23 protein-coding genes are annotated in these 25,147 nt (G+C 65.1%); 14 read left to right on the top strand and 9 right to left on the bottom strand.

The genetic code is table 11. The features are described 5' to 3' along the window. Window positions 1-12: 12 nt before the first annotated feature. The 4 genes from JQ604_RS04695 to JQ604_RS04680 form a co-directional block, all read right to left on the bottom strand. Window positions 13-1,209, bottom strand: coding sequence for an ABC transporter substrate-binding protein (locus JQ604_RS04695; protein WP_249157994.1), 1,197 nt, complete (start codon window positions 1,207-1,209; stop codon window positions 13-15). 159 nt (window positions 1,210-1,368) lie between these two features. Then, entirely contained in the window at window positions 1,369-2,346 is a 978-nt protein-coding gene (locus tag JQ604_RS04690; protein ID WP_212353649.1) for an NAD(P)-dependent oxidoreductase, read from the bottom strand. A 9-nt stretch (window positions 2,347-2,355) separates the two neighbouring features. Then, window positions 2,356-4,209 carry a TRAP transporter large permease gene (locus JQ604_RS04685; RefSeq protein ID WP_212353646.1) on the bottom strand — a complete coding sequence of 618 codons (1,854 nt, stop codon included), beginning with the start codon at window positions 4,207-4,209 and terminating at the stop codon, window positions 2,356-2,358. Window positions 4,210-4,216: 7 nt separating this feature from the next. Beyond that, entirely contained in the window at window positions 4,217-5,248 is a 1,032-nt protein-coding gene (locus tag JQ604_RS04680; RefSeq protein WP_212353644.1) for a TRAP transporter substrate-binding protein, read from the bottom strand. Window positions 5,249-5,416: 168 nt separating this feature from the next. On the opposite strand from JQ604_RS04680, the gene JQ604_RS04675 reads away from it, so the two are divergent. The 11 genes from JQ604_RS04675 (at window position 5,417) to JQ604_RS04625 (ending at window position 15,931) form a co-directional block, all read left to right on the top strand. Next, on the top strand, window positions 5,417-6,163 hold the full coding sequence (locus tag JQ604_RS04675) for a FadR/GntR family transcriptional regulator (RefSeq protein ID WP_249157993.1): 747 nt from the start codon (window positions 5,417-5,419) through the stop codon (window positions 6,161-6,163). 263 nt (window positions 6,164-6,426) lie between these two features. Then, complete coding sequence (locus tag JQ604_RS04670) at window positions 6,427-7,158, top strand: cytochrome c biogenesis CcdA family protein (RefSeq protein WP_212353641.1); 732 nt, start codon at window positions 6,427-6,429, stop codon at window positions 7,156-7,158. Window positions 7,159-7,272: 114 nt separating this feature from the next. Continuing rightward, entirely contained in the window at window positions 7,273-7,737 is a 465-nt protein-coding gene (locus JQ604_RS04665) for a DoxX family protein (protein WP_212353638.1), read from the top strand. Window positions 7,738-7,823: 86 nt separating this feature from the next. Continuing rightward, the gene (locus JQ604_RS04660) at window positions 7,824-9,614 is read left to right on the top strand and encodes a thioredoxin domain-containing protein (RefSeq protein WP_212353635.1); all 1,791 of its coding nucleotides are present in this window, start codon (window positions 7,824-7,826) and stop codon (window positions 9,612-9,614) included. Window positions 9,615-9,905: 291 nt separating this feature from the next. After that, window positions 9,906-10,169 (top strand): BufA2 family periplasmic bufferin-type metallophore, encoded by a 264-nt coding sequence (gene bufA2, locus JQ604_RS04655; RefSeq protein WP_212353630.1) that lies wholly within the window; start codon window positions 9,906-9,908, stop codon window positions 10,167-10,169. 198 nt (window positions 10,170-10,367) lie between these two features. After that, window positions 10,368-10,625, top strand: coding sequence for a BufA2 family periplasmic bufferin-type metallophore (gene bufA2, locus JQ604_RS04650; RefSeq protein ID WP_212353627.1), 258 nt, complete (start codon window positions 10,368-10,370; stop codon window positions 10,623-10,625). A gap of 98 nt (window positions 10,626-10,723) precedes the next feature. Continuing rightward, the gene (gene bufB / locus JQ604_RS04645; protein ID WP_212353624.1) at window positions 10,724-11,620 is read left to right on the top strand and encodes an MNIO family bufferin maturase; all 897 of its coding nucleotides are present in this window, start codon (window positions 10,724-10,726) and stop codon (window positions 11,618-11,620) included. Further along, on the top strand, window positions 11,617-12,402 hold the full coding sequence (locus JQ604_RS04640) for an HvfC/BufC N-terminal domain-containing protein (protein ID WP_212353621.1): 786 nt from the start codon (window positions 11,617-11,619) through the stop codon (window positions 12,400-12,402). The genes bufB and JQ604_RS04640 overlap by 4 nt, the downstream gene beginning before the upstream one ends. Before the next feature lie 12 nt (window positions 12,403-12,414). After that, window positions 12,415-13,191, top strand: a complete 777-nt coding sequence (locus JQ604_RS04635) for a creatininase family protein (RefSeq protein WP_212353618.1) — start codon at window positions 12,415-12,417, stop codon at window positions 13,189-13,191. After that, window positions 13,191-14,171: a hypothetical protein gene (locus tag JQ604_RS04630; protein ID WP_249157992.1), complete on the top strand. Its 981-nt coding sequence runs from the start codon at window positions 13,191-13,193 to the stop codon at window positions 14,169-14,171. Before JQ604_RS04635 ends, JQ604_RS04630 begins: the two co-directional genes overlap by 1 nt. Window positions 14,172-14,242: 71 nt before the next feature. Further along, window positions 14,243-15,931 (top strand): SulP family inorganic anion transporter, encoded by a 1,689-nt coding sequence (locus JQ604_RS04625; protein WP_212353615.1) that lies wholly within the window; start codon window positions 14,243-14,245, stop codon window positions 15,929-15,931. Between the two features lie 4 nt (window positions 15,932-15,935). Here JQ604_RS04625 and JQ604_RS04620 read toward each other — a convergent pair whose 3' ends face one another. After that, entirely contained in the window at window positions 15,936-17,489 is a 1,554-nt protein-coding gene (locus JQ604_RS04620; RefSeq protein WP_212353613.1) for a winged helix-turn-helix domain-containing tetratricopeptide repeat protein, read from the bottom strand. A gap of 115 nt (window positions 17,490-17,604) precedes the next feature. Here JQ604_RS04620 and JQ604_RS04615 point away from each other — a divergent pair, with 115 nt between their 5' ends. Next, the gene (locus JQ604_RS04615) at window positions 17,605-18,066 is read left to right on the top strand and encodes a cupin domain-containing protein (protein WP_212353610.1); all 462 of its coding nucleotides are present in this window, start codon (window positions 17,605-17,607) and stop codon (window positions 18,064-18,066) included. A 2-nt stretch (window positions 18,067-18,068) separates the two neighbouring features. On the opposite strand, the gene JQ604_RS04610 is transcribed toward JQ604_RS04615, so the two are convergent. From JQ604_RS04610 to JQ604_RS04600, 3 genes are all read right to left on the bottom strand, one after another. After that, complete coding sequence (locus tag JQ604_RS04610) at window positions 18,069-18,485, bottom strand: hypothetical protein (RefSeq protein WP_212353607.1); 417 nt, start codon at window positions 18,483-18,485, stop codon at window positions 18,069-18,071. Window positions 18,486-18,569: 84 nt separating this feature from the next. Beyond that, window positions 18,570-19,907 carry a Spy/CpxP family protein refolding chaperone gene (locus tag JQ604_RS04605; RefSeq protein WP_212353604.1) on the bottom strand — a complete coding sequence of 446 codons (1,338 nt, stop codon included), beginning with the start codon at window positions 19,905-19,907 and terminating at the stop codon, window positions 18,570-18,572. 128 nt (window positions 19,908-20,035) lie between these two features. Further along, window positions 20,036-21,460 (bottom strand): FAD-binding oxidoreductase, encoded by a 1,425-nt coding sequence (locus JQ604_RS04600; RefSeq protein WP_212353600.1) that lies wholly within the window; start codon window positions 21,458-21,460, stop codon window positions 20,036-20,038. 85 nt (window positions 21,461-21,545) lie between these two features. On the opposite strand from JQ604_RS04600, the gene JQ604_RS04595 reads away from it, so the two are divergent. Then, window positions 21,546-22,055, top strand: a complete 510-nt coding sequence (locus tag JQ604_RS04595) for a thioesterase family protein (RefSeq protein WP_212353597.1) — start codon at window positions 21,546-21,548, stop codon at window positions 22,053-22,055. Between the two features lie 12 nt (window positions 22,056-22,067). Here JQ604_RS04595 and JQ604_RS04590 read toward each other — a convergent pair whose 3' ends face one another. Further along, window positions 22,068-22,241, bottom strand: a complete 174-nt coding sequence (locus JQ604_RS04590; RefSeq protein WP_212353594.1) for a DUF1328 domain-containing protein — start codon at window positions 22,239-22,241, stop codon at window positions 22,068-22,070. Window positions 22,242-22,514: 273 nt separating this feature from the next. Here JQ604_RS04590 and JQ604_RS04585 point away from each other — a divergent pair, with 273 nt between their 5' ends. Beyond that, a complete protein-coding gene (locus JQ604_RS04585) occupies window positions 22,515-25,136 on the top strand; it encodes an ATP-dependent helicase (protein WP_212353591.1) in 2,622 nt (873 codons plus the stop codon). The last annotated feature ends 11 nt before the right edge of the window (window positions 25,137-25,147 follow it).

The raw sequence follows: 25,147 nt of genomic DNA, 5'->3' as shown, positions 1-25,147 counted from the left end.
CCTCCCCGACCTTTACGTGTATCCCGGCGCCAGCGCGAAGGTGCCGTTCTTGGCGGTCGACGCCTCCGACATCACGATCTCATCGGTGAGATAGCCGTTATGCTCGGTTGGCGAGAAGCGGTAGTTGCCGAAATAGCCGGGATAGGTCGTGAGCGTGTTCCAGTAGGCGATGATCCCGGCGCTGTCGGTCCCGCCGCTCTCGCCGACGGCCTTGGCGATCAGCTCGATGCAATCCATGCCGCCGGCGACCCACCACAGCAGCGTGTCGCTCAGCACGATGTTGGCCTTGGTCAGCCGAGCGACCAGATCCTCGCTCTTCGGCGGCAGCTTGCCGGCACCGTCATAGCTGCAGCTCTTGTAGCCGATGGCGTAGACCTTCTTCCAGTTCTCGGGCTTCGCCACGAGACCGGCGAGCTCGCCCGAGGCCATCGAGGGATGGCCGACGAAGGGCACGTCCCAGCCCATGGTGGCGCGAACGTTGAACATGCGCGCCTCCATGCCGGTCGAGACGCTCCACACCACGATCGCCTCCGCGCCGGCATTCTTGGCACGCAGCATGTCCGGCGTCATGTCCGGCTGGGTCGAATCGACATTGGCCTGATAGACGACCTCGGCGCCGTCCTTCTTGAAGGCCGCCACGGAGGCACCGACCGCGGTGACGCCATAGCCGGTGGTGTCGCCGATCACGGCGACTTTCTTCACCTTGAGGATCTTCAGGCAATAATTGCGCACCGCATCGTCCCACTGGTTGTTCGACGGCGCGATCCGGAACGCATTGGGGAATTTCACAGGATCGATCAGACTCTCCACCACGCAGGGGTGAAGATTGGGCATCTTGGCGCGGCCCATGATCGGCGTCGTCGCCAGCGCCTCGCCGGAATTCAGCGGGCCCCACATCGCATGCACCTTGGCCTGGCTGATCAACTCTTGCGTGGCGTTGACCGCCTTGGTCGGATCGCCCTGGGTGTCGCGCATGAATAGCTCGAGCTTGCGGCCCTTGACGCCGCCCGCATTGTTGATGGCATCGACCGCGAAATTGACGCCGCGGTTGAAGCCGATGGTCGGCGCCGAGCTCGGCCCGGTCATCGCCGCGAGGCAGCCGACCTTGATCGGTTCGGACTGTGCGATGGCCGGAGCCGGGAAGGAGAAGGATGCCGCACTGATCGCGCCGGCGCTGCCCAATAAAACGTCACGACGAGAGATAGCCATGTGATGCACTCCCTGTTCCCTTTTGGCGCCCGTCGTTGATTGCGGGACGTCCATCATTGATTTTCCGCGGCTCATGGCCGGGGTTTTACGCGTCCAAGTTTGAGCCCGATGCGAACAGCTTGTCCAGCCCTCGTGCCGGAATGATCATGCGCGCGACGCTCATGGCTTCCGCGTCCAGCGATCCGCATTGACGGCGCCGACCGGCGCCTCGCCGGCGACGATCTTCGCCACCTGGCGCACGGTTTCCGCCGATTGATGCTCGATCGCCTGCGGCGTCAGCCCGCCGACATGCGGGGTCGCGATCACGTTGGGAAGCTTTGCCAGGTCCAGCGACGGCATCTGGTCGAGCGCGCGGCCGACATCCATTGCCGCGCCTGCGATCCGCTTTTCGCGCAGCGCCGCGGCGAGCGCCGCTTCGTCGACGAGATTGCCGCGCGACAGATTGATGAACACGGCATGTGGCTGCATCCGCGCCAGCGCGGCCGGTCCGATCAGATTCTCGGTCTGCTCATTGGCGATGGCGAGGCAGACGACATAGTCGGCGCGCGCCAAGAGATCGTCGAGCGGCAGATGCTGGATCGCGGCATCGTCGATCTTGACAAAGGGATCGGCGACCAGCACCTGCATGCCCAGCGCTTTTGCGATGCCCGCGAGATAGCGGCCGATGCTGCCATAGCCGATGATGCCGATAGTGCTTCCGGCGAGCTGCCGGCCCATCACGACCTCGGGCATCCTGCCGGCGTGATAGTCGGCGGTGGCGCGCGAGACGCCGCGCGACAGATCGACCATGAAACCGATCGCGAGCTCAGCGACCGACTGGACGAAGCCGGGACTCGCCTGCGTCACCAGCACGCCGACGCTGGAGGCCGCCGCGACATCGATGTTGCGGATGTCGACGGCGCAGCGGACGAAGGCGCGCAGTTTTGGCAGTCGCGGAAAGATCTCGCCCGGGCCTTGCGTCATGCGATCGGCGACGATGACCTCGACATCCTCGGCTGCCTTGACCAGAGCCGCCGCGTCGAGCGCGATCTCGCCCTCATGCAGCTTGACGTCGGCGATCGCGCGCAGGCCGGCGAGGCTGCGCTCGCCGTAATAGTCGCGGCGCATCGGCGGGGTGTGGGCGAGCAGGACTTTCACAGGGACCTCCTAATAACCCATCGCGTGCGGCAGCGCGGTTGAGATCACGGGGACGAAGGCGATCACCAGCAGGCACAGCAGCAGCAGGCCGAGATAACCCATGATCGGCTTGATGGTCTGCTCGATCGGCACATTGCCGATCAGGCAGGCGCCATAAAGGCCAAGGCCGAGTGGCGGAGCGAAGAGCCCGAGGCCCATCGCGATGACGAGCACGACGCCGAAATGCAGGGGATCGATGCCGAGCTTGACCGCGACCGGCAGCAGCAGCGGCCCGAAGATGATCAGCGCCGCGGCGCCTTCCAGCACCGAGCCCATCACCACCAGCACCACGATCGACATCAGCATGAACAGCCAGACGCCATGGCTGCCCGAGATCGCCAGCATGAAGTCGCCGACCGTATGCGGCACCTGCTGCAGGGTCAGGATGAAGGCGAGCGACTGCGCGGCGGCGACGATGAACAGCACCAGCCCCGAGCGCGTCGCCGAATTGACCATGCAATGCGCAAGGCCCCGCCAGCTCAGCTCGCGGAACAGCAGACTGCCGACCGCGATGGCATAGACCGCGGCGAAAGCCGAGATCTCGGTTGCGGTGGCAAAGCCGCTCTTGAAGCCGAAGAAGATCATGAAGATCAGGCCGAAGGATGCGATCGCGCCGGTCCAGAGGCCCGTGACCGTGCTGCGCGGCTCGGCCTCCTCGGTCACGGCCGGACGCTTGCCGAAGATGATCGAGACCGCGATCAGCGCCGCCGCCATCAGCGCGGCGGGGAACATGCCCGCGACGAACAATCCGCCGATCGAGAGGTTGGCGACGAAGCCAAGGATGATCAGGTTGATGCATGGCGGGATCGTCTCCGCCATCACAGCGGACGCCGCGAGCAGCGCCACGGCGCCGCCGGGATTCTGCCGCGAGCGGCGCGCTGCGGGGATCAGCACCGAGCCAACCGCGGCGACATCGGCCATCTTGGAGCCGGAGATGCCCGAGAACAGCACCATCGACATCACCATGACGACGTTGAGCCCGCCGCGCATCCGCCCAACCGCGCGCTGCAACAGCTCGATCAGCCGCACCGACATGCCGTTGGATTCCATGAGGTAGCCGACCAGGATGAAGAAGGGGATCGCCAGCAGCACGAAATTATCGATGCCGCGCGCCATCTGTTGGGCGAAGATCACGCCGGGCAGCGTGCCCTCGACCCAGATGAAGATCAGCGCAGCGAGCGCCAGCGCAAAGCCGATCGGCAGGCCGCCGAACAGAGTGAGGAAAAATCCGACCAGCATCAGCGCCTGCGACGAGGGCACGGAATTTGGCGCCAGCGCATCCCAGGCGAGATAGATGCCGACGATGATCCCGGTCGCGACAATGCCGGCGATCATGTCGCTGACCCGCCGGCTGCAGAACAGCTCGAAGGCGAACACCGTCATGAACAGCGCGCCGACGCCCATCGGATAGAACGTCCACTCCAGCGGCAGGCCGGAGCCCGAGGTCTGGCCGCTGGTGAGCCAGCCCATCTTGATGGCGTTGAAGGCGACGTAGCCGGACACGATCGTGACCAGCAGCGCGCCGACGGAATCGACCACGCGTCGCGTGCCCGATGGCAGCCTATCGATGAAGAAGGCGACGCCGAGATTTTCGCTGCGGGCCAGCGCGCTCGCCGCGCCGAAGAAGCTCGAGCCGACCATCAGGCCGCGGGCGACGTCGTCGGACCATTCGACCGGCGCGTTGAACAGGAAACGCAACAGCACGGAGACGCAGACCACGACCAAATCGGCGGCGAGCAGGACCGCCGCGATGGCGTCGCTGAGGTGAAGCAGCGGCGCCGTGATCCGGTAGCCGCTGGACGGTGCGGCTGCAGCCACAGACATATCAGCCTCAGGCTTGCGTTGCGCGGATCGCGTCGACCACCGGCTTGGCTTCGGGCCGCGCCTTGATGAAATTGTCGGTCTGCGGCAGCACGCGCTTGCGGAACGCCTCCTTGTCGCATTCGACGACGGTGACGCCCTTCTCCGCCAGCGCGCTAAGCGCTTCCTTCTCGACCGCGAGACCATGGGTGCGGGTGTCGGAAGCGGCTTTCTTCGCGGCATCGAGGAAGCCTTCGCGCAGCTTCGGATCCATCCGGTTGAAAGTCGTGTCGCTGAAATAGATCGCGAGCGGCGAGAAATTGTGCTGGGTCAGCGCGTAGTGCTTCGAGGTCTCGTAGAACTTGCTGGCCAGGATGGTCGGCGGATCATGCTCGAGGCCGTCGAGCACGCCGGCCTGAAGCGCGGTGTAGATCTCGCCGAACGCCAGCGGCGTCGCGGCTGCGCCCATCAGGCGCAGGCACTCGGTGATGATCGGGTTCGGCAGGGTACGGATCTTGAGCCCGGCGAGATCCTCCGGCGTCTTCACCGGCTTCTTCGCCAGCACGCTGCGCGAGCCGAAATTATAGGCCCAGGCGATGATGCGGATATTGGCGCCCTTCTGCAGCGCATCCTCGATCGGCTTGGCCGCGCCGGCGTCGAACGCCTTGGTCTGCTGCGGAAAGCTGTTGAAGAGATAGCCGAGGTCGAAGGTGCCGACGAGCGGCACCAGGTTGGCCGAGATCGACGAGCCCGACACCATCAGGTCGATCACGCCGAGCTTCACCGAGTTGATGACGTCGATCTCCTGGCCGAGCTGGTTGTCCGGGAAGAAGGTGACGTCGATCTGCTCACCGAGACCGTTGGCCTTCAGGCTCTTGACCAGATTGTCGTAGTAGACGCGGCCATTGGCGAATTTGGGATCGTTGGGCAGCGACGAGGAGCAGCGCATCTTCATGGCAGCGGCCTCGGCGCGGCCGATGATGGCGGGGGAAGCGGCGAGCCAGCTGGCTCCGGCCAATGACGATTGCAGGACGAGACGACGGCTGACGAGCTTCGACCCCATAACGCTTCTCCCCGATTTGTTTTTGACTTTGACCGCGCACGGCAGCAGAGCTTGGCAGTCTATTTGTCTTAATGTATGACAAAAGAAACCAGGTTGCGCAAGGGCGCAACCGGGTTGCGCAAGTCCATGCCCTGCATGCGCGCGCATCGACCGCAGCGAGGCTCTTCGATGTTCCGCACATCCGACGCGTTGCGCCGCAACGTGCACAGCCAGGTCACCGACCGGGTCGGCAGCAGCATCGTGCGCGGCGACATCGGCGTCGGCGAGACGCTGCCGCCGGAAATGCAGATCTGCGAGATGATGGATGTCAGCCGCACCGTGGTGCGCGAGGCGATGCGCACGCTGACCGGCAAGGGGCTGATCGAGTCGCGCCCGAAGAGCGGCACGCGGGTGCGTCCGCCCGAGCAGTGGAACCAACTCGATCCCGACGTGCTGCGCTGGCATCTCGAAACCGCCGATATGGATCGCTACCTCGCGAAACTGTTCCAGCTGCGCACCGCGGTCGAGCCGGCTGCGGCGTCATTTGCGGCGACGCATGCGACCGAGGACGATGTCGCGCGGATTCGCGCCGGCTGGGAGGGCATGGCCGCGGCGAAGACGAACGAAGAGTTCGTCACCTCGGATATCGCCTTCCACCAGGCGATCTATTTCGCCACCCGCAACGAGTTCTTCTGGCCGATCGCCCAGATGTTCGACATCACCCTGCGCCAGAGTTTTTCGATTGCCGCGACCGGCACCCACCGTCCGCGCGCGCTGGTCGAGCATCGCGCGGTGCTGGATGCCATTGCGGCCGGGGATGCGGAGGCGGCCCGCACGGCGACGCATGTGCTGCTGACCAATTCCGCCGACGATCTCGTGCGGATCAGGGGCCACGCGTTCGATGCGCCTGCGAAGCGGCCTGCAAGGAAGCGGTGATCCCTCCCCCGTCGCCCTGGCGAAAGCCAGCCGTAGAGTGGGCAAAGCGCAGCGTGCCCACCATCACGAGCACGCCGGGAATGGTGGGCACGGCGCAAGCGCGCCTTTGCCCACCCTACGGCCCTGAATTTGATGCACGCGCTGCATCCCCATCGTCCGGACACGGCCCTGTGACCATAGTTGAACCAATTGGTGAGGAAACTTCTGGATTGTTGGCTCCGTAGACGCCAAGACAAGGTCTATATCTCTTCCAAGGTCTCTTGATGCACGAAGTCTCCATCTCCGCGGCGCTGATTGCGGGTCTCGTCAGCTTCCTGTCGCCCTGCGTGCTGCCGCTGGTGCCGCCCTATCTGATCTACCTGACCGGCGCGACCATCGAGCAGGTCAACCAGGATGGCGCCACGCAGGCCTCCAAGCGGGCGGTGATGGCAGCCGCGCTGATGTTCGTGCTCGGCTTCTCGACCGTGTTCGTGGCGCTCGGCGCCAGCGCCTCCTTCGTCGGCTCGCTGGTGCGGGCGTGGTCGGCCGAGCTGTCGATCCTCGCCGGCATCGTCATCATCATCATGGGCCTGCACTTCCTCGGCGTCACCCGGATCGGGCTTCTGATGCGCGAGGGGCGGATGACGGCGCCGAAGCCGGTCGGGATGTGGGGCGCCTATGTGATGGGGCTGGCCTTCGCGTTCGGCTGGACGCCCTGCATCGGGCCGATCCTGGCGGCGATCCTGTCGATCGCGGCGGCGGAAGCCACCGTCACCAAGGGCGCCGGACTGCTGGCGGTCTACTCGGCCGGCCTTGGCATTCCCTTCCTGCTCGCGGCCGTCATGATCAAGCAGTTCTCCTCGCTGTTTGCGCGGATGAAGCGGCATCTCGACACGGTCGAGCGCGCGATGGGCGTGCTGATGGTGATCACCGGCATCGGCTTCCTCACCGGCGCCGTCTCCAATGTCAGCGTCTGGCTGCTCGAGACCTTTCCGGCGCTGCAAAATATCGGCTGACGCCACGTAACAAGCGGGCGGCGCGCGCGAAACTCTCTCCATGATGCGGCCGTAGCTCTGGGTTCGGCCCTATGCTGCGTGCTCATCGAGTGACGGCATTCTGGAGGGGGTTCCATGAATTTCATCGTCAATTTGCTAATCTTGCTGCCCGCGCGGATCGCCTCTTATTTCTCTTGGGCAGGTCCACTGATCATGCGCCTGATCGTCGGCTACACCTTCATGCTGGCCGGTTGGGGCAAGCTCACCAACCTGGCCCAGGTCACCGAGAATTTTGTCGGCTGGGGCATACCTTTCCCGAACATCCTCACGCCCTTCGTCTCCGGCGTCGAATTCTTCGGCGGCGCGATGCTGATCCTCGGCCTGTTCACCCGAATCCCGGCCGCAATGCTGGCGGTGGTGATGATCGTGGCGATCAAGTCGGCCAAATGGGGCGATGTCGATTCGCTGGAAACGCTGCTCGGCTTCGAGGAAGCAACCTACTTCGCCGCCTTCATGTGGCTTGCGATCGCAGGTCCCGGTGCGGCCTCGCTCGATCGGTTGCTGTTGAATACGACCGGGCATCCGAAGGAGTCGACGTAAAGAAGCGCCTCACTTTCCCGTGACGCCGCGAGCCTCGATGTCCGCCAGCGCGTAGCTGGCAATGCCACGCGCATCCGGGAGCCATCATGAAACTCGTCCGCATTGCCGCCATCGTCGCCGCATTTACCGCCTCACCCGCGCTTGCGGCGGATGGACCAAAATGGAGCGACTGGAGCGAGGATCTGTTCGCGCGCGCTACCGCGGAGAAGCGCTTCGTCATCCTCGATCTCGAGGCGGTCTGGTGCCATTGGTGCCACGTGATGGAGAAGACGACCTACGCCGATCCGAAGGTGCAGGCGTTGCTGGCGGATAAGTATCTTCCAGTTCGCGTCGACCAGGACGCCAATCCGGATTTGTCTAGCCGCTACGGCGATTGGGGTTGGCCGGCCACCATCGTGTTCGGCCCCGACGGGACCGAGATCGCCAAGATCAGGGGATATATCGAACCGGAGCGAATGCAGGCGCTGCTCAAGGCGGTGATCGACGATCCCTCGCCCGGTCCGTCGGTCGGCGAGGCCTTCGAGGTGAAACCCGCGACGTCAGCTTTCCTCAGCAAGCAGCAGCGCGCGGAGCTGACGAAAACATTCGACGAATCCTGGGACGACAAGCTCGGCGGCTGGGGCGAGAACCAGAAATACATCGATGCCGACAGCCTCGATTTTGCGCTCAGCCGCGCCGAGGCCGGCGATGCCACCGCGGTCAAGCGCGTGCGGCAGACGCTTGATGCGGCGATCGCACTGATCGATCCGGTGTGGGGTGGCGCGTTCCAGTACTCTGAGGCGGGCTCCTGGACACATCCGCATTTCGAGAAGATCATGTCGTTCCAGGCGCAGTATCTGCGGCAATACAGCCAGGCCTATGCGCAATGGAAAGACCCGAAATATCTTGCTGCGGCGCGCGACGTCGCCCGCTACCTGACCGGATTCCTGCAAGACTCCAACGGGGCCTTCTACGTCAGCCAGGATGCCGATCTCAACCACGACACCGACGGTCACAAATACTACGCGCTATCCGACGCCGAGCGCCGCAAGCTTGGCTTGCCCCGCATCGACAAGAACCTCTACGCGCGGGAGAACGGCTGGGCGATCTCGGGGCTGACCGCCCATTATAACGTCACCAACGACCCGAAGATCTTGGCCGCCGCGGAGCGCGCGGCGAAATGGGTGCTTGCGAACCGTGCGCAGCCGGACGCGGGTTTCCGCCACGGCGACAAGGATCGCGGCGGACCGTTCCTCGGCGATACGCTGGCGATGACGCAGGCTTTCCTCGATCTCTACGCGGCGACCGGAAATCGCGACTGGTTGACCTCCGCCGCCAGGGCTGGCGATGTCGTGGTTACTTTCCGCGATGAGGCCGGCGGCTTCTTCACCTCGAAGACGTCAGAGGGAAAAAGTGGCGTATTCGCCAAGCCGGCCAAGCTGATCGATGATCAGGTACAAGTCGCACGCGTCATGAACCTGCTGAATCGCTACTTCGGCAACGAGGCCTATCGCGAGCAGGCCGCGCACGCGATGCGTTATCTCTCCGCGGCGTCAGCAGACATGCCGCGCCCGCTGCCGGGCGTGCTGCTGGCTGACGACGAGTTGGCCCTGGAGCCGACGCACCTGACGATCGTCGGCAACAAGGACGACAGCCGCGCGCAAGCTTTGCACGCGATCGCCCGCGCCCTGCCGGCCCGCTACAAGCGACTGGAATGGCTCGATCCGCGCGAGGGCAAGCTGCCAAACCCCGACGTCGAATACCCCGACCTCGGCGAGCCCGCGGCCTTTGCATGCAGCAACCGCATCTGCTCCTTCCCGGCGTTCAACGGTGCCGAACTGCAGACCAATGTGACCCAGATGGCCAAGCTGAAGCCGGCGCGCGCAGCGCAGAACTGATGCACAGCGTTGTGCAACGCAGCGAGCCGGCGAAGGAGCTTCTCGCGGCCGCGGGATTTGGCTCGGTCGGGATGTCCAACCCGACAAAAAGATTTTCTTTTGAAACTGTGTAACCAAATCGCCGGACACCCCGTAGCTGTTTCTGGATGAGCAATCAGATCGAGGGAAGCGAACCTCCAGCACACCGCGATCCGATTGTTTTCCGATCCATTCGTTGTGCGGCCGTGATCGAGCGATCATCGGACGTTCACAGCGTGCCTGTTGTTGTCACACAATCATCGAGGAGACGTCATGAAGCTCAATTCCAAGCCCGGTGCGACGCTCGCTGTCGCTGCCGCCACCCTGTTTCTCGCCGGCTCCGTGGTCTCGACCACGTCATCGCCGGCGAATGCCGCGATGGGCAAGTGCATGGCCGGCAACGCCTGCAAGGGCCAGAGCGCCTGCAAGGGCGGCGCCAATGCCTGTAAGGGCCTGAACGCATGCAAGGGCAACGGCTTCTCTATGACGTCCGAGAAGCAGTGCATGGCGCAGGGCGGCAAGTATGTGAAGGGCTGATCGTTCCGATCGGACGCACCCGAAGGCCCGGCGTCGCTGCCGGGCCTTCTTCATCTCCCGTTGTTGAAAATAATTGCTAACAGGTGTGTAACCTGGAGCACGTTGCGCGCGTAGCTATCCCCGGGTGCAGCCTTCTGAGCCGGAACCGACAAGGCTTGCGGGGCGGCGCACCTTCAAACTTCTTCTCAGGAGATGACCATGAAGGTTACGACCAAGTCCGGAGCCGCACTTGCCGCCGCTGCAGCCACTCTGTTCCTGGCGGGCGCCGTGGTGTCGAGCACCAGCTACGCAGCAGGCGAAGGCAAGTGCGTTGGCGCAAATGCCTGCAAGGGCCAGAGCGCCTGCAAGGGCGGCAATCATGCTTGCAAGGGCCAGAACGCCTGCAAAGGTCAGGGCTTCGCCGAGATGACCAAGGCCGATTGCACCGCGGCAAAGGGCAAGTTCAAGGCCGGTTGAGTATCGGATCAAGCGCGGCCCGGTGTAGGCCGGGCCTCGTTTGCATGATAGTTTTGGCGCAGGCGCCGCGAGCTCGGCGCCGGAAGGGCGGAGGTGCCATGAACGTCGCAAGCCGGTTGCCGGACGAGCCGACGGCGCGCGCAGAGCGCTCATCAGCCAGGCCGCCGTTCCTTGGTTTCGGTCTCGGCTTGCGCGCGCAGCATTACGACGAAATCCTCAACGGCAATCCGCCGATCGACTGGTTCGAGGTGATCAGCGAGAATTACATGCTGCCCGGCGGCCGGCCGCTGCGCATCCTCGATCGGATATGCGAACGCTACCCCGTGGTGATGCACGGTGTGTCGCTGTCGATCGCTTCCACCGCGCCGCCGAATTTCGACTATCTGCAGGGCCTGAAGCAACTCGCCTTACGCGTGCAGCCAAAATGGATTTCGGATCATCTCTGCTGGACCGGCGTGCACGGCAAGAACCTGCACGATCTGCTGCCGATCCCTTACACGCGGGAAGCGCTCGATCACGTCGTCAGCCGCGTCCAGCTGGTGCAGGACTATCTCGGCCGCGCGCTCGTGCTCGAGAATGTCTCAACCTACGTGCAGTTCAGTAATTCCGAGATGACGGAATGGGAATTCCTCTCGGAGCTGTCGCGCCGCTCCGGCTGCTGGCTGCTGTTCGACATCAACAACGTCTATGTCAGCGCCTTCAACCACGGCTATGACCCGCTGAGTTTCCTCGAGGGCATTCCAGCCGATCGCGTGGTGCAGTTCCACATGGCCGGCCACAGCCACATGGGGACGCATATCATCGACACCCACGATCATCCCGTCTGCGAGGATGTCTGGGATCTCTATGCCGCGGCGCTGAAGCGCTTCGGCCGCGTTTCGACCATGATCGAGCGCGACGACAACATTCCGCCGCTCGACGAATTGCTGGACGAGGTGAACCGCACCCGCGAGATCGCCGGGAAGATCTTGCCCGAAGGCGCATCGGCGCGATGAGCGATTTCGCGCGGCAACAGGCCGAATTCCAGCGGTCCATATTGACCGGCGACGATAATATCCTGGCCGAAATTCTAGACAGCCCCAGGGAGACGCGGCAAACCCTGTTCGGCGTCTACCGCTACGCCTACAGCTCACGCCTGGTCGAGGCGATGCGCAGCGACCATGAGCTGCTGCATTCCTATCTCGGCGACGAGACCTTTGACGAGATGGGCCATGCCTATGTCAAGGCGAGGCCGTCGGAGCACCCGAACCTGCGTTGGTTCTCGCAAGGGCTGCCCGATTTCCTGAAGTCGGCGGAGCCTTACAGCAAGTATCCCGTGTTGTCCGACCTCGCCGCGCTGGAGAAGGCGCTCAACGATGCCTTCGATGCCGGCGAAGGCGACGTGCTCGTACTGGAGGCGATGGCGGGATTTGCGCCGCAGCAGTGGAACGATCTCGTCTTTACGCCGCATCCGAGCGCGATCAGGCTCGACGTCGCGACCAATGCCGCCGTGATCTGGATGGCCCTGAAGAACGGGGAAACACCGCCCGAGGCAGCGACGCTTGGAGAGCCGTCGCGACTGCTGATCTGGCGGCAGGACACCACACCCATGTTCCGCGAAATCCCGATCGAGGAGGCCATGATGTGGGACGAGGCCGCCAACGGCATCCCCTTCGGCGTGCTCTGCGAGATGCTTGCGACCTATGACGATCCCGACGGAGCAGCCGCGCGCGGCGCCGGCTATCTGCATGGCTGGATCACGGCCGGACTTCTGACCGGCGCTAGCGTCCCCGAATGAAGGGCCAGCCGCATGGGCACCGAGGGCGATACCTTCTTCATCGCGCACCTCACCTGGAATGAGGTCGCGCGACGGATCGCGGCCGGCAATCCGGCGATCCTGCCGATCGGGGCTGCGGCCAAGCAGCACGGCTTTCATCTGCCGCTGAATACGGATCAGGTGCAGGCCGAATGGTTCGCCGCAAAGCTCGCCGCCCGCATCGATGCGCTGATCTGGCCGGCCGTGACTTATGGCCATTATCCCGCGTTCGTCGCGTATTCGGGCAGCGCCAGCCTCTCCAGCTCCACATTCGAAGCGATGGTGCAGGAGATCGCAGCCGGAATTCTTCGTCATGGCTGCGAGCTGCTGTTCGTGCTCAACACCGGCATCAGCACACTGGCACCTGTCGAGCGCGCGCTGGAGCAACTTGGCTCACGCAAGGTGTCGCATCTGCGCATCTACGACGGCCCCCGCTATCGCCACGTCCGTGAAGAACTCTGCCAGCAGAGCCACGGCAGCCACGCCGACGAACTCGAGACTTCGCTGATGCTCGCGCTCGCTCCCGGACTGGTCGACATGGCGCGCGCCGAGGCGAGCCCCGCCGTCCCACGCGATACGCCCGGCCGCCTGACGCCAACCAACCCAGCCTCGCCGAACTACAGCCGTTCCGGCAGCTACGGCGACCCGACGCTGGCGACGTTGGCAAAAGGCGAGGCATTGCTGTCCGCAATCCTCGATGATCTCCATGAACAGGTCGACGCGCTCCTCCTGGAGAAGGCGCGTGCCTCACCGGCGCGAGCGAAGCGATGATGCGTGCCCTGCTCCTTCGCTGGATCACGGCGATAATGCTGTCCGCGGCAACACTCGCAGGGGTCGCTTCGTCCCGCGCCGAGGCACAGTCCGAATTCATGCGCGGCGATCGCATGCCCTATGATGCCTTTGATCGCCTGCGAAAGACCGATATCGACGTACCGAACGGCGTCATCCATGTCGGCTTCGCGCCCGGCGAGATGGCGCTGCCGAAGGACAAGATTCTCGACTGGGTGAAGATGTCTTCCCGGGCCATCTCGACCTATTACGGCCGCTTCCCGGTCGACTCGCTCAGATTGCTGCTTGTGCCGGTGGATGGGCCGCGGGTGCGCGGCGGCACCACCTGGGGCTATCGGGGTGCCGCGATCCGCGTGACGATCGGACGCGACGCCAGCGAAGACGATCTGAAGCGCGACTGGGTGATGGTGCACGAGATGGTGCACACCGCGCTGCCCGATCTCGACGACCGCTATGGCTGGCTCTCGGAAGGCCTCGCCGTCTACATCGAACCGATCGCGCGGGTGCAGGCCGGCGACCTCACCGCGCGCGAGATCTGGCATGCGATGGCGCGTGACATGCCGAAGGGCCTGCCACAGGCCGGCGACCGCGGCCTCGACAATACCGATACCTGGGGCCGGAAGTACTGGGGTGGCGCGATGTTCTGCCTGCTCGCCGATGTCGAGATACGCAAGGCGACCAACAACAAACTTGGCCTGCAGGACGCCATGCGCGGCGTGATTGCCGCAGGCGGCAATCACGAGAAGGACTGGACGATCGAGCGGGTGCTCTCGACCGCCGACAAGGCCGTCGGCGTCGACGTGCTGACGCGCCTGCACAATGAGATGGGGCCAAAGCCGGTAACACCTGACCTCGCCACGCTCTGGCGCGAACTCGGCGTGAGAATGAACGGCGAGAGTGTCGCGTTCGACGACAGCGCGCCGCTGGCCGCGATCCGCAAGGCGATCACCGAGCGGCGCTGACGGCGGCTCTGGCTTTTGGTCGCATGATAGCGGAATATTCCGGACTCAACGCGTTACGAGAGCCCGGAGCGATGGCCCAGGATCATCAAACAACAAGGCACTGGCCGATCTTCCGCTCGCTCGCCGGCTTTCAGCCCAGCGCGCTGCCGGGTGACCTCATTGCAGGCCTGACGCTGGCGGCGATCGCGATCCCCGAGCAGATGGCGACCGCAAGGCTCGGCGGCTTCTCGCCGCAGATCGGCTTCTTTGCGTTCATTGCCGGGTCGCTCGGCTTTGCCGCACTCGGCGCCAACCGCTTCCTGTCCTGCGGTGCAGACTCCACGATCACGCCGATCTTCGCCGGCGGCCTGGTGCTGATGGCAGCAAGCGGCACGCCGGACTATCAGGCGCTCGCGGTCGCGCTGGCGCTGCTGGTCGGCGTGACCATGATCCTTGGCAGCCTGTTCCGGCTCGGCTGGATCGCCAATCTGCTGTCGACGCCGGTCACCGTCGGCTTCCTCGCCGGCATCTCCGTGCACATCCTGGTCTCGCAATTGCCGGGTGTGCTCGGACTGCCGTCGCCGAACGGACCGATGCTCGACAAGATCGGCATCCTCGCCCAACAGCTCGGCCAGACCAATCCCTACACGCTCGTCATCGGCCTCGGCGTGCTCGCGCTCGTCGCCGGATCGGAGAAGATCAGCGCGCGGATTCCCGGCGCATTGATCGGCCTGGTCGCCGCCACCATCGCCGTCGTCGCAGGTGGTCTCGAGAGCAAGGGCGTCAATGTGGTCGGCACCGTGCCAGGCACGCTGCCGACGCCATCATTCCCCGATCTCGCGCCGGAACGCTGGGTGAAGCTGGTGCCGCTGGCGCTGCTGATCGCGATCGTCGTAATGGTGCAGACCGCGGCGACCACCCGCTCCTTCCTGTCCGATCCCGACAAGCCGGCCGATGTCGACCGCGATTTCCTCGGCGCCGGCGCCGGCAGCATTCTGGCCGGCCTGTTCGGCGCCTTCCCGGTCAATGCCAGCCCGCCGCGGACCGGCATCGTGTCGGAGACCGGCGGACGAACGCAACTCGCCGGGCTGTTCGCGGCCGCGATCGTGCTGGCGCTGCTCGCCTTCGGCGCGACGCTGCTGCAGCACGTGCCGGACGCGGCGCTGGGCGGTGTGCTGCTGTTCGTCGCGTTGCGCATCATCCGCCTCAAGCAGATCATCACGATCTTCCACCAGTCGTTCGGCGAATTCCTGCTGATCGTGGCAACCGCCGCCGCGATCATCGTGCTGCCGATCGAGCAAGGCGTCGCCGTCGGCATCGCGCTGTCGCTGCTGCACGGCGTCTGGACCACGACGCGGGCGCGGCTGATCCAGTTCGACCGCGTGCCCGGCACCACGATCTGGTGGCCGGCGAGCCCGCACATGACCGGCGAACGGAAGCCTGACGTCGCCGTGGTCGGCCTGCAGGCGCCGCTGTCCTTCCTCAACGCCGCCAACTTCCGCAGCGACGTGCAGAAGGTGATCAGCACGGCGACGCCGAAACCAAAACTGGTGGTGATCGAGGCCAGCGGCGTGATCGAGATCGACTTCACCGCGGCCCAAGCCCTGCTCGATCTGCTCCGCGACTGCCGCGAAGCCAGCGTCACCGTCGCCATCGCCCGGCTGGAATCGACCCGCGCGCAGGAGGCCTTCGAACGGTTCAATCTCTATGCCGTGCTGCCGAAGGACCACGTCTTCCACAGCGTCGACGAAGCCGTGCGGGCTCTGGCCGGGACAACATAGCGGTCTATTCGGGTAGCCCCGCGGCCCGCAGCGCGTCGCCCAGCGTTTCCGCAAGCGCCGGTGCGCAGTTCACAGCCTTGAACTGGCGGCTGTAGCGGAATGTCGGATGCAGTTCGAGCACCCGGGCGGCAGCGGCCCTCGCCTCCTCCAGCCGTCCAAGCCTGGCGAGCGCCGCGGCCAGTTGCACATAGGTGATGCTGTGGGCGGGATTGGCCTGAACCGACCTGTAGGCGGCCTGGCAGGCTTCGTGATAGCGGCCTCGCAGCAGATGGCTCATCGCCTGCGCGTCGAACGCGGCGAAGGCCCAGGAGTCGAGCGGGCTCAGGCGCATGCCGCGCTCGCTCCATTCGATGGCGCGCTCGGCCTCGCCGCCCCATCCGAGCATGACGCCGCCCAGGATATAAGTCAGCGCCGACGACGGGCTGAGAGCGAGCGCGGTTTCCATCGCGGTGAAGGCGGCACCACGGTCGTGCCCGTCCATGCCGAGCGAAAACCCCGCGAGCGTCAGCGCGGCCGCATCGTCCTGACCGTGCAGGATCGCGGCGCGCGCATGGCGGATCGACGCCGCGCGGCTGGTCTCCTGCAGGCCCGCGCGCAGGAACAGGCAATGATGGCACATCGCGGCGTTGCCATGCGCGAGCGAATAGGCCGGATCGAGCGCAATTGCCTGATCGAGCAACACGAGTGCGCGCGTGACCTGTGCGGGCATGCCCGAATCCACGTCGAGCTGCGCGCGCAGCACGAGGTCGTAGGCGTCGAGGCTGTCGGTACGCTGGCGCTTCACCCGGTCGATCTCGGCCCGCCGCAAGCTTGGCGCAATCGCGCCGACGGCCGAGACTGCAATCTCGTCCTGCAGCGCAAAGATGTCGTCGGAGCTGCGGTCGTAGCGTTCGGCCCAGATGTGCGCGCCGTTCGATGCATCGATCATCTGCGCGGTGACGCGCAGGCTGTTTCCCATCTTGCGCACACTGCCTTCAAGCACATAGCGGACGCCAAGCTCACGGCCGACCTGCCGCACGTCGACGGCGCGGCCCTTGTAGGTGAAGGTCGAGTTGCGCGCGATGACGAACAGCCACTTGATCCGCGCGAGGCCGGTGATGATGTCGTCCACCATGCCGTCGGCGAAGTAATCCTGATCGGGATCGCCGCTCAGGTTTTGGAATGGCAGCACGGCAACGGATGGTTTCTCCGGCAATTGCAGTCCCGCTGCGGTCGTGACGACCGGGGCCGAATAAGGTTCATCGCCGACGACCGAAGGCCCGACATAGCGATAGCCGCGCCGCGGCAGCGTTTCGATCCAGGCGGCGCCGCCCGCCTGCGCGTCCAGGACCCGCCGCATCGCAGCGATCTGGACCGTCAGATTGCTGTCTTCGATCGCCTGTCCGGGCCATGCGGCTTCGACCAGCGCGTCCTTGGCAACCGGCGACCCGGCCTGCTTGAGCAGGATGGCGAGCAAGGCGACCGCGCGCTGGCCGAGCGCCACCGGCTCGGCGCCGCGGAACAGGATTCCGGCCTCGACGTCGAGGCGAAACGGACCAAATGAGAAGCTCTTCGCCATGGTTCGGATAGGACCGCGTTTGCGATCTTTTCGCAACAATTTCGGAACCGCTTCACGACTTGCGCGCACGACGGACGCACCCTCCTGGAAGGAGTTCGAGCCAACGGAGGATCACATGAGCGCCGCGCCCGTCATTCGCCTGCCCGAGACCAACAATGGCGTCACGCTGCGCGGTCAGCCAATGGTGTTTCTCGTCACGGGCAAGGACACGAAGCATACCAGCATGTTCGACTGGACGATTCCACCGGGATTCGCCACCGGCCTGCATGTTCATCGCGTGCAGGAAGAGACCTTCTATGTGCTCGAGGGCGAGTGCGAATGGCACGTCGGCGAGAAGAAGATCCGAGCCACTCCGGGGACCTATCTGTTCATCCCGCCGGGCGTGCCGCACAACATCACCAATGTCAGCGAGAAGACGGCACGCGTGCTCATGACCGTGTCGCCGCCCGGCCACGAACATTATTTCGAGGAGCTGGCAAAGCTAGCGGCGAAGGGCTCGCCTGATCCCGATGCCCTCGCCCGGCTGCGCGACCGCTACGACACCGATCAACTGTCGACACTGACGACGCGGTCTTAGGCTTATCGGGCCGTTTCCGGCGCGCCCGCTGGGCCCTGCCCGCCCAGCATGGGATGCTCCTTCGACACCTCCGCGCGGATCGACGGGGCCTGGATCACACGGAACAGCGCGGTCGCGGTCTTGATGTTGTTGGCCTTCATGCAGATGCCGATGATCTCGCGCACCGAGGCGTCGCGCATCAGTTGGTCGGAGATTTTCATCGCGAGCTCCATCGCGACCTTGGCGGCACGCTCGTAGCGCTCGCGTTCGCGCTGCAGCTTCTTGGGCGAATGGGCGTCGGGCTTGCCGAGCTTCTCCGCGCTGTCGGTGACCGCACGGCAGATCGCGCGAATCCTCTGCGACGCCTCGATGTCGCCGAGCGGCTCCGCGATCTCCTGGTCCCAGACTTCTGTCTGCGGCGTCTTGCCGAACCAACGCATTGCCACTCCTCCAGGCCGGAGCATAGCGGCTGACGATGCGGTTTGTGAACCGCACACTGGGCATTGAAATCAGCGCGACAACGGCTAGGCCGACCGCCTCGGACCGATCGCCTCGAATTGCGCCTTTTGCTCGTCGCTGAGGGTGGCGTAGAAGTTCTCGAGCGCGGCACGAACGTCCTTGACGGATTGCAGCATGGTGTCGAGCCGCCTGGAAACGGCGGCAAGCCGCGCGGGTGGCGTCAGCGTCTCGTTGCCCTGGCACGCCGCCTTGAGTTTCTGGGCTGCGTTGGCGCTGGTGTCCTGGAGCGCCTGGAGCGCCCCGCGCTGCGTCGTGTTCAACTGCAGCCTGGCGTCGATCTCGGCGGTCGGCCATTCCTGCGCGGCCGGCTGCGCGGCGCCGCAGTTCTCGGCGATCGCTGCCTTCGAATCCCTTGTCGTATCCCTTGCCGCGCTGTCCTTGCGCTGGTTCTCGGCGAGCGCATTCAGCCGCGCCTTCTGCTCATCGTCGAGCAGGCCGTAGAACCTCTCAAGCGGCGGCTTCACGGTTGCGACCGCGGCGATCATCGCCTCGACCCGCTGCTGCATGGCGGCGAGCCGGCCCGGCGCCGTCAAAACCACTTCCGAGGGGCACGCCGCGCGAATCGACTTCGCCGCGGCGAGCGAGGCGTTGCCGAGTTCGCTGAGCGCCGCCAGTTGCGCTTGCGTCGGCTGCACGGCGTCCGCGATCTGATCGACCGGCAGGCCCGCAACCGAACGGCTGTCGTTGCCGCACATCTGCTCGATCGGCGCGCCACTGCGATACCGGCGGCCCGCCCGGCGATCGGGCAGATAGCCCCTGAGGTCATCATAGCCATAGGGTCCGAAGATGCCGGCATAGATGTCCGGATAGCCGTAGCCCCAGAAGGCGTTGTCATCGCCCCAGACCGCGTAGTCGTAGATGTCATTGTAGGCGAACGGCCAGAACAGCGGGCCGACCCAGCCGTAACCGCCGCCGGCATGCTGCCACCAGCCATTCGCGGCGACGCCGCCTTGCCAGCCCGCAAGCGCCGCCGCGGTCGCGAACTGCGCGCGCGCCGCCGGATTGCTCAGCAAGCGGCCGTTTCGCAATGCGCCGCTGCGCGAGAGCGCGGCGAAGGAGTTACGGGCATTGCCGGGCCTGATCGCGGCATTTCGCATTTGGCCGAAATTCGCGCCGCGCGAGGCAAAGGAACGATGGCCGGAAAAGCCGTGCGACCGCGCGAAGCCGCCGTGATGTCCGCCGCCGCGGCCGAAGCCGTGCCCATGACCGCCGCCGTGTCCGTGGCCTCCACCATGGCCGCCGCCATGACCGCCTCCATGGCCACCGCCGCCCCGGGCGAGCACGTCGCCCGAGAGCGCCATCGCAAGGACAACAACTGCAATTCCAATTGCCCGTCTGACCACGGCTTCCTCCTGTGCGACCGCTTACATTGCGGCATCACACTGCGGCACAAGGAAGACGCTGATGGAACCGAAAGGTTCCACGCGCGGCCGCGGACAGGCGGCCGGCAAATGTGTGGACAGGCGCTATTTCAGGCCGCCGGCACGATCTTTCCGGGGTTGAAGATGTTCTGCGGATCGAGCGCCTGCTTCAGCGCCCGCATCGCGTCGAGCGCTTCCGGGCCGAGTTCGGCCTTGAGATATTTTTGCTTGCCCTGCCCGATGCCGTGCTCGCCGGTGCAGGTGCCGCCCATCGCCTGGGCGCGTTCGACCAGGCGATGCATGAATTCCTCGCCGCGCGCCATCTCCTCCTTGTCGTTGACGTCGCAGACCAGCGAGCAATGGAAATTGCCGTCGCCGACATGGCCGACGATCGGCGACAGCAGGCCGAGCTGCGCCAGATCCTCTTCGGTTTCGGTGACGCAATCGGCGAGCCGCGAGATCGGCACGCAGACGTCGGTCGCGACCACGCCGATGTTGTCGCCGGAACGCAGCGCCTTCACCGACCAGTAGGCGTCATGCCGCGCCTGCCACAGCCTGGTGCGATCTTCCGGCTTGGTGGTCCAGCTGAAATCGCCGCCGCCGCATTCGGCCGCGATGTCGCGGAAATTCTTCGACTGCTCGGCGACCTCGACCTCGCTGCCATGGAATTCCAGCAGCAGCAGCGGCGTCTCCGGCAATGTCAGCTTCGAATAGGAATTGCACGCCTTCACCTGCGCCGCGTTGAGCAGCTCGATGCGGGCGACGGGAATGCCGGTCTGGATCGCGAGGATCGTGGCCTGGCAGGCGCCGCGCACGGTCTCGAACGAACAGGCCGCGGCCGCGATGGTGTCGGGAATGCCGCGCAGACGGATGGTGAGCTCGGTGATGATGCCGAGCGTGCCCTCGGCGCCGACGAACAGATGCGTCAGGTCGTAGCCGGCCGAGGATTTCTTGGCGCGCGTGCCCGTGGTGATGATCTCGCCATCGCCGCGCACCACCTTCAGCGCCAGCACGTTCTCGCGCATGGTGCCGTAGCGCACGGCGTTGGTGCCGGAGGCGCGGGTCGAGGTCATGCCGCCGAGCGAGGCGTCGGCGCCGGGATCGATCGGGAAGAACAGGCCCTGGTCGCGCAGATGCTCGTTGAGCGCCTTGCGCGTGACGCCGGGCTGGATCACGCAGTCGAGGTCCTCGGCGTGGACCTCCAGCACCTTGTTCATGTCGCGCATGTCGATGCACACGCCGCCGCCGGGCGCGTTGACCTGGCCTTCCAGCGAGGTTCCGGTGCCGAAGGGAATCACGGGCACGCGATGCCTGGCGCAGATCCGCACCACGTCCTGAACGTCTGCCGTCTCCTGCGCCATCACCACCGCATCCGGCGGCTGGTTCGGCAACCATGTGGTGGTATGGGCGTGCTGCTCGCGCACGGCCTGCGAGGTGACGAGCCGGTTGCCGAAGCGCGCCGCCAGCGCGTCGATCGCGCTTTTCAGGGCTATCGGATCGGGCCGCGCCACACTGTTCGAAATCGTTGTCGCCACGTCAAAATTCCTCCCGGCTTTAGCCGACCGTGGCAAAGGTTATATAAGGGGTCAAGAGATCACATCAGAGTAACCAGGGATGGAAATGACGACCGAAACTGCCAACGATCTGCCGCTTCCGCCCGCCCCGTTCCGCGCCTCGGTGATGCAGATCGAGCCGCAATGGATCGACTATAACGGCCATCTCAACATGGCCTATTACAACGTGATGTTCGACCGCGCCATCGACGAGATGTGGCTCGAGATCGGCATCGGCCCGACCTACATGAAGGAGCGGCACGGCTCGACCTTCACGGCCGAATGCCATGTGCGCTATTTGCGGGAAATCCATCTCGGCGATCCCGTGCAGATTTCAGTCTATCTGCTCGGCGCCGACGACAAGCGACTGCATACGTTTGAGGAGTTGCGCCACGCCGACGAAGGCTGGCTCTCGGCGACGTCGGAGAATATGTCGCTTCACATGGACATGCAGGCACGGAAGGTCGGACCGTTTCCACCTGATATCCGCGCCCGTGCTCAGGCGATCGTGGGCGCGCATGCGGCCGTGCCGCGTCCCGGGGGCATCGGCCGCAACGTGGCGATGCCCCCGAAGTAGGTTGATTGCGCGCTAGACCCTCGTTCGTCCGCGCGCCAGTCCGATCACCGCCGAGACCAGGAACAGGATGATGGCGATGAAGAAGATCGTCTTGGCGATTTCGATGGAGACACCGGCAACACCGCCAAAACCCAGAACGCCCGCGATCAGGGCGATCACCAAAAACGTTACGACCCAGCTCAGCATGACCAGAACCTCTGCTTCCGTTTTGCTCTCCTAGCGCGGACCGAAGTCCGTCGCTCTGCCTGCTGAGACAATCCAACCGGGAAACACCGGTTCCGAACGCCGAAACCGGGAAATTTTCGCATTCGTCAGGAACAAAGTCGGCCACATCAGGCCACGACGCAGCGGCGATAAAACCTGTCAAAATGGCCGATCAGGCCCTATATGCCCCTCAATCCCTGCTAAGAAGGCTCCCTTTCCCGCGGCGCCATCGCGGGACGAATGATTCGCAAGGACATGACCGAGCCGAGCAAGCTGCCCCATCACGGCGTTCCCGAGCACCAGCCGGTGGCTGGCGGCATCGCCGCGCGTGCGCGGGCGGCCGCGGGCGGTCCGCAATATCTGAACGGTCTCAATCCGGAGCAGCGCGACGCGGTCGAGACGCTCGACGGTCCCGTGCTGGTGCTCGCCGGCGCCGGCACCGGCAAGACGCGGGTCCTGACCACGCGCATCGCGCACATCTTGAGCCAGGGCCGCGCCCGGCCGCAGGACATCCTGTCGGTGACGTTCACCAACAAGGCCGCGCGCGAGATGAAGCTGCGGCTCGGCCAGATGCTGGGCCAGGCGGTCGAGGGCATGCCGTGGCTCGGCACCTTCCACTCGATCGGCGGACGCATTTTGCGCTTCCATGCCGAGTTGGTGCAGCTGAAATCCAACTTCACCGTGCTCGACGTTGACGACCAGGTGCGGCTGTTGAAGCAGCTGCTGCAGGCCGAGAATATCGACGACAAGCGCTGGCCGGCACGGATGCTGGCCGGGCTGATCGACAGCTGGAAGAACCGCGGCCTGACGCCGTCGCAGGTGCCGGCGGCCGAAGCTGCGTCCTTTGGCAACGGCAAGGGCGGCAAGCTCTACGCGACCTATCAGGAGCGGCTGAAGATTTTGAACGCCGCCGATTTCGGCGATCTCCTGCTCGAGAACATCCGCCTGTTCCGCGAGAACCCCGACATTCTCCGGCAGTACCAGAGCCGCTTCAAGTTCATCCTGGTCGACGAGTATCAGGACACGAACGTCGCGCAATATCTGTGGCTGCGGCTGTTGTCGCAGGCGCCGTCGCGGCCGAACGCGCCGCTGTCGGCGGTGATCCCGGGTGATCTCACCTCGCCCCGCTTGCGGGGAGAGGTCGACGCGCAGAGCGCGTCGGGTGAGGGGGACTCTCCGCAGACCGAACTCGCGGAGACTCCCCCTCACCCTGACCCTCTCCCCGCAAGCGGGGAGAGGGGAAAGGCATCGGCGCTGAAAAACATCTGCTGCGTCGGCGACGACGACCAGTCGATCTATGGCTGGCGCGGTGCCGAGGTCGACAACATCCTGCGCTTCGAGCACGATTTCCCCGGCGCCAAGGTGATCCGCCTCGAGCGCAACTACCGCTCCACCGGTCACATCCTCGCCGCCGCCTCGCATCTGATCGCGCACAATGAGGGACGGCTCGGCAAGACGCTGCGCACCGAGGATGTCGACGGCGAGAAGGTCACCGTCACCGGCTCCTGGGACTCGGAAGAGGAGGCGCGCGCGATCGGCGAGGAGATCGAGGACCTGCAGCGCGCCGGCGAGAACCTCAACGACATCGCCATTCTCGTCCGCGCCTCGTTCCAGATGCGCGAGTTCGAAGATCGCTTCGTCACCCTCGGCCTGCCTTATCGCGTGATCGGCGGTCCCAGATTCTATGAGCGCGCCGAGATCCGCGACGCGCTGGCGTATCTGCGCACCATCAATTCACCGGCCGACGATCTCGCCTTCGAGCGCATTGTCAACGTGCCGAAGCGGGGGCTCGGCGACGCCACCGTGCAGATGCTGCACGACCACGCCCGCAAGCGCCGGATTCCGCTGTTCGAGGCCGCGCGCGCCGTGGTCGAGACCGACGAGCTGAAGCCGAAGGCGCGCGGCAGCCTGCGCGATCTCGTGATGCAGTTCGATCGTTGGCGCGCCGCGCGCGAGGTGATGTCGCATACCGAGCTCGCCGAGATCGTGCTCGACGAGAGCGGCTACACCGAGATGTGGCAGAAGGACCGCTCAGCCGACGCCGCGGGCCGGCTGGACAATTTGAAGGAACTGATCCGCTCGATGGAGGAGTTCGAGAACCTGCAGGGCTTCCTCGAGCACATCTCGCTGGTGATGGACCGCGAAGGCGAGGCCGGCGAGGAAGCGGTGTCTCTGATGACGCTGCATTCGGCCAAGGGCCTCGAATTCGACAACGTGTTCCTGCCCGGCTGGGAGGAAGGCCTGTTCCCGAGCCAGCGCACCCTCGACGAACAGGGCCGCGCGGGCCTCGAGGAAGAGCGCCGCCTCGCCCATGTCGGCCTGACCCGGGCGCGCCGCCGTGCAAAGCTCTATTTCGCGACCAACCGCCGGATCCATGGCACCTGGTCGACCACGATCCCCTCGCGCTTCCTCGACGAACTGCCGGCGCATAATGTCGAGATCACGGAGTCCAAGGGCGGTTCGGGCTGGGGCGGCGCCGGCGGCTATGGCGCCTCGCGCTTCGACAACCTCGAATCATTCGGCTCGAGCTATTCGACGCCGGGCTGGCAGCGCGCCCAGGCCAACCGCAATCGCGGCCAGGCCCGCGGCGGCGGGGGCAATGGCAACAGTGGCGGGAACGGCGGCTTCGAGGAGCGGCAATCGTCCTTTGCATCGGGCACCGGCTTCGCCCGCACCAAGCGCGGCCCGCTGGTGATCGAGGGCGAGCTGGTGGCGAAATCCACCGGCACATCATCGGAATTTTCGGTGGACGACCGGGTATTTCACCAGAAATTCGGCTACGGCCATGTGGTGAAGATCGACGGCAACAAGCTCACCATCGCCTTCGAGAAGGCCGGCGAGAAGAAGGTGGTCGACAGTTTTGTGGAGCGGGTGTGACAGAGGGCCTC

Source organism: Bradyrhizobium jicamae (assembly GCF_018130695.1).
GTDB lineage: Bacteria > Pseudomonadota > Alphaproteobacteria > Rhizobiales > Xanthobacteraceae > Bradyrhizobium > Bradyrhizobium jicamae_B.
Note: the sequence above shows the minus strand (reverse complement) of the source record. Positions and strands in the feature narration are given on the sequence as shown.

Bases quoted from the DNA above. Each gene is read 5' to 3' on its own strand.
- JQ604_RS04630 (WP_249157992.1), top strand. From the start codon at position 13,191: ATGCGTGCCCTGCTCCTTCGCTGGATCACGGCGATAATGCTGTCCGCG.
- JQ604_RS04585 (WP_212353591.1), top strand. From the start codon at position 22,515: ATGACCGAGCCGAGCAAGCTGCCCCATCACGGCGTTCCCGAGCACCAG.
- JQ604_RS04615 (WP_212353610.1), top strand. From the start codon at position 17,605: ATGAGCGCCGCGCCCGTCATTCGCCTGCCCGAGACCAACAATGGCGTC.
- JQ604_RS04625 (WP_212353615.1), top strand. From the start codon at position 14,243: ATGGCCCAGGATCATCAAACAACAAGGCACTGGCCGATCTTCCGCTCG.
- JQ604_RS04680 (WP_212353644.1), bottom strand. From the start codon at position 5,248: ATGGGGTCGAAGCTCGTCAGCCGTCGTCTCGTCCTGCAATCGTCATTG.
- JQ604_RS04695 (WP_249157994.1), bottom strand. From the start codon at position 1,209: ATGGCTATCTCTCGTCGTGACGTTTTATTGGGCAGCGCCGGCGCGATC.
- JQ604_RS04685 (WP_212353646.1), bottom strand. From the start codon at position 4,209: ATGTCTGTGGCTGCAGCCGCACCGTCCAGCGGCTACCGGATCACGGCG.
- JQ604_RS04665 (WP_212353638.1), top strand. From the start codon at position 7,273: ATGAATTTCATCGTCAATTTGCTAATCTTGCTGCCCGCGCGGATCGCC.
- JQ604_RS04610 (WP_212353607.1), bottom strand. From the start codon at position 18,485: ATGCGTTGGTTCGGCAAGACGCCGCAGACAGAAGTCTGGGACCAGGAG.
- JQ604_RS04595 (WP_212353597.1), top strand. From the start codon at position 21,546: ATGACGACCGAAACTGCCAACGATCTGCCGCTTCCGCCCGCCCCGTTC.
- JQ604_RS04660 (WP_212353635.1), top strand. From the start codon at position 7,824: ATGAAACTCGTCCGCATTGCCGCCATCGTCGCCGCATTTACCGCCTCA.
- JQ604_RS04675 (WP_249157993.1), top strand. From the start codon at position 5,417: ATGTTCCGCACATCCGACGCGTTGCGCCGCAACGTGCACAGCCAGGTC.
- bufA2 (WP_212353630.1), top strand. From the start codon at position 9,906: ATGAAGCTCAATTCCAAGCCCGGTGCGACGCTCGCTGTCGCTGCCGCC.
- JQ604_RS04670 (WP_212353641.1), top strand. From the start codon at position 6,427: ATGCACGAAGTCTCCATCTCCGCGGCGCTGATTGCGGGTCTCGTCAGC.
- JQ604_RS04590 (WP_212353594.1), bottom strand. From the start codon at position 22,241: ATGCTGAGCTGGGTCGTAACGTTTTTGGTGATCGCCCTGATCGCGGGC.
- JQ604_RS04620 (WP_212353613.1), bottom strand. From the start codon at position 17,489: ATGGCGAAGAGCTTCTCATTTGGTCCGTTTCGCCTCGACGTCGAGGCC.
- bufA2 (WP_212353627.1), top strand. From the start codon at position 10,368: ATGAAGGTTACGACCAAGTCCGGAGCCGCACTTGCCGCCGCTGCAGCC.
- JQ604_RS04640 (WP_212353621.1), top strand. From the start codon at position 11,617: ATGAGCGATTTCGCGCGGCAACAGGCCGAATTCCAGCGGTCCATATTG.
- JQ604_RS04635 (WP_212353618.1), top strand. From the start codon at position 12,415: ATGGGCACCGAGGGCGATACCTTCTTCATCGCGCACCTCACCTGGAAT.
- bufB (WP_212353624.1), top strand. From the start codon at position 10,724: ATGAACGTCGCAAGCCGGTTGCCGGACGAGCCGACGGCGCGCGCAGAG.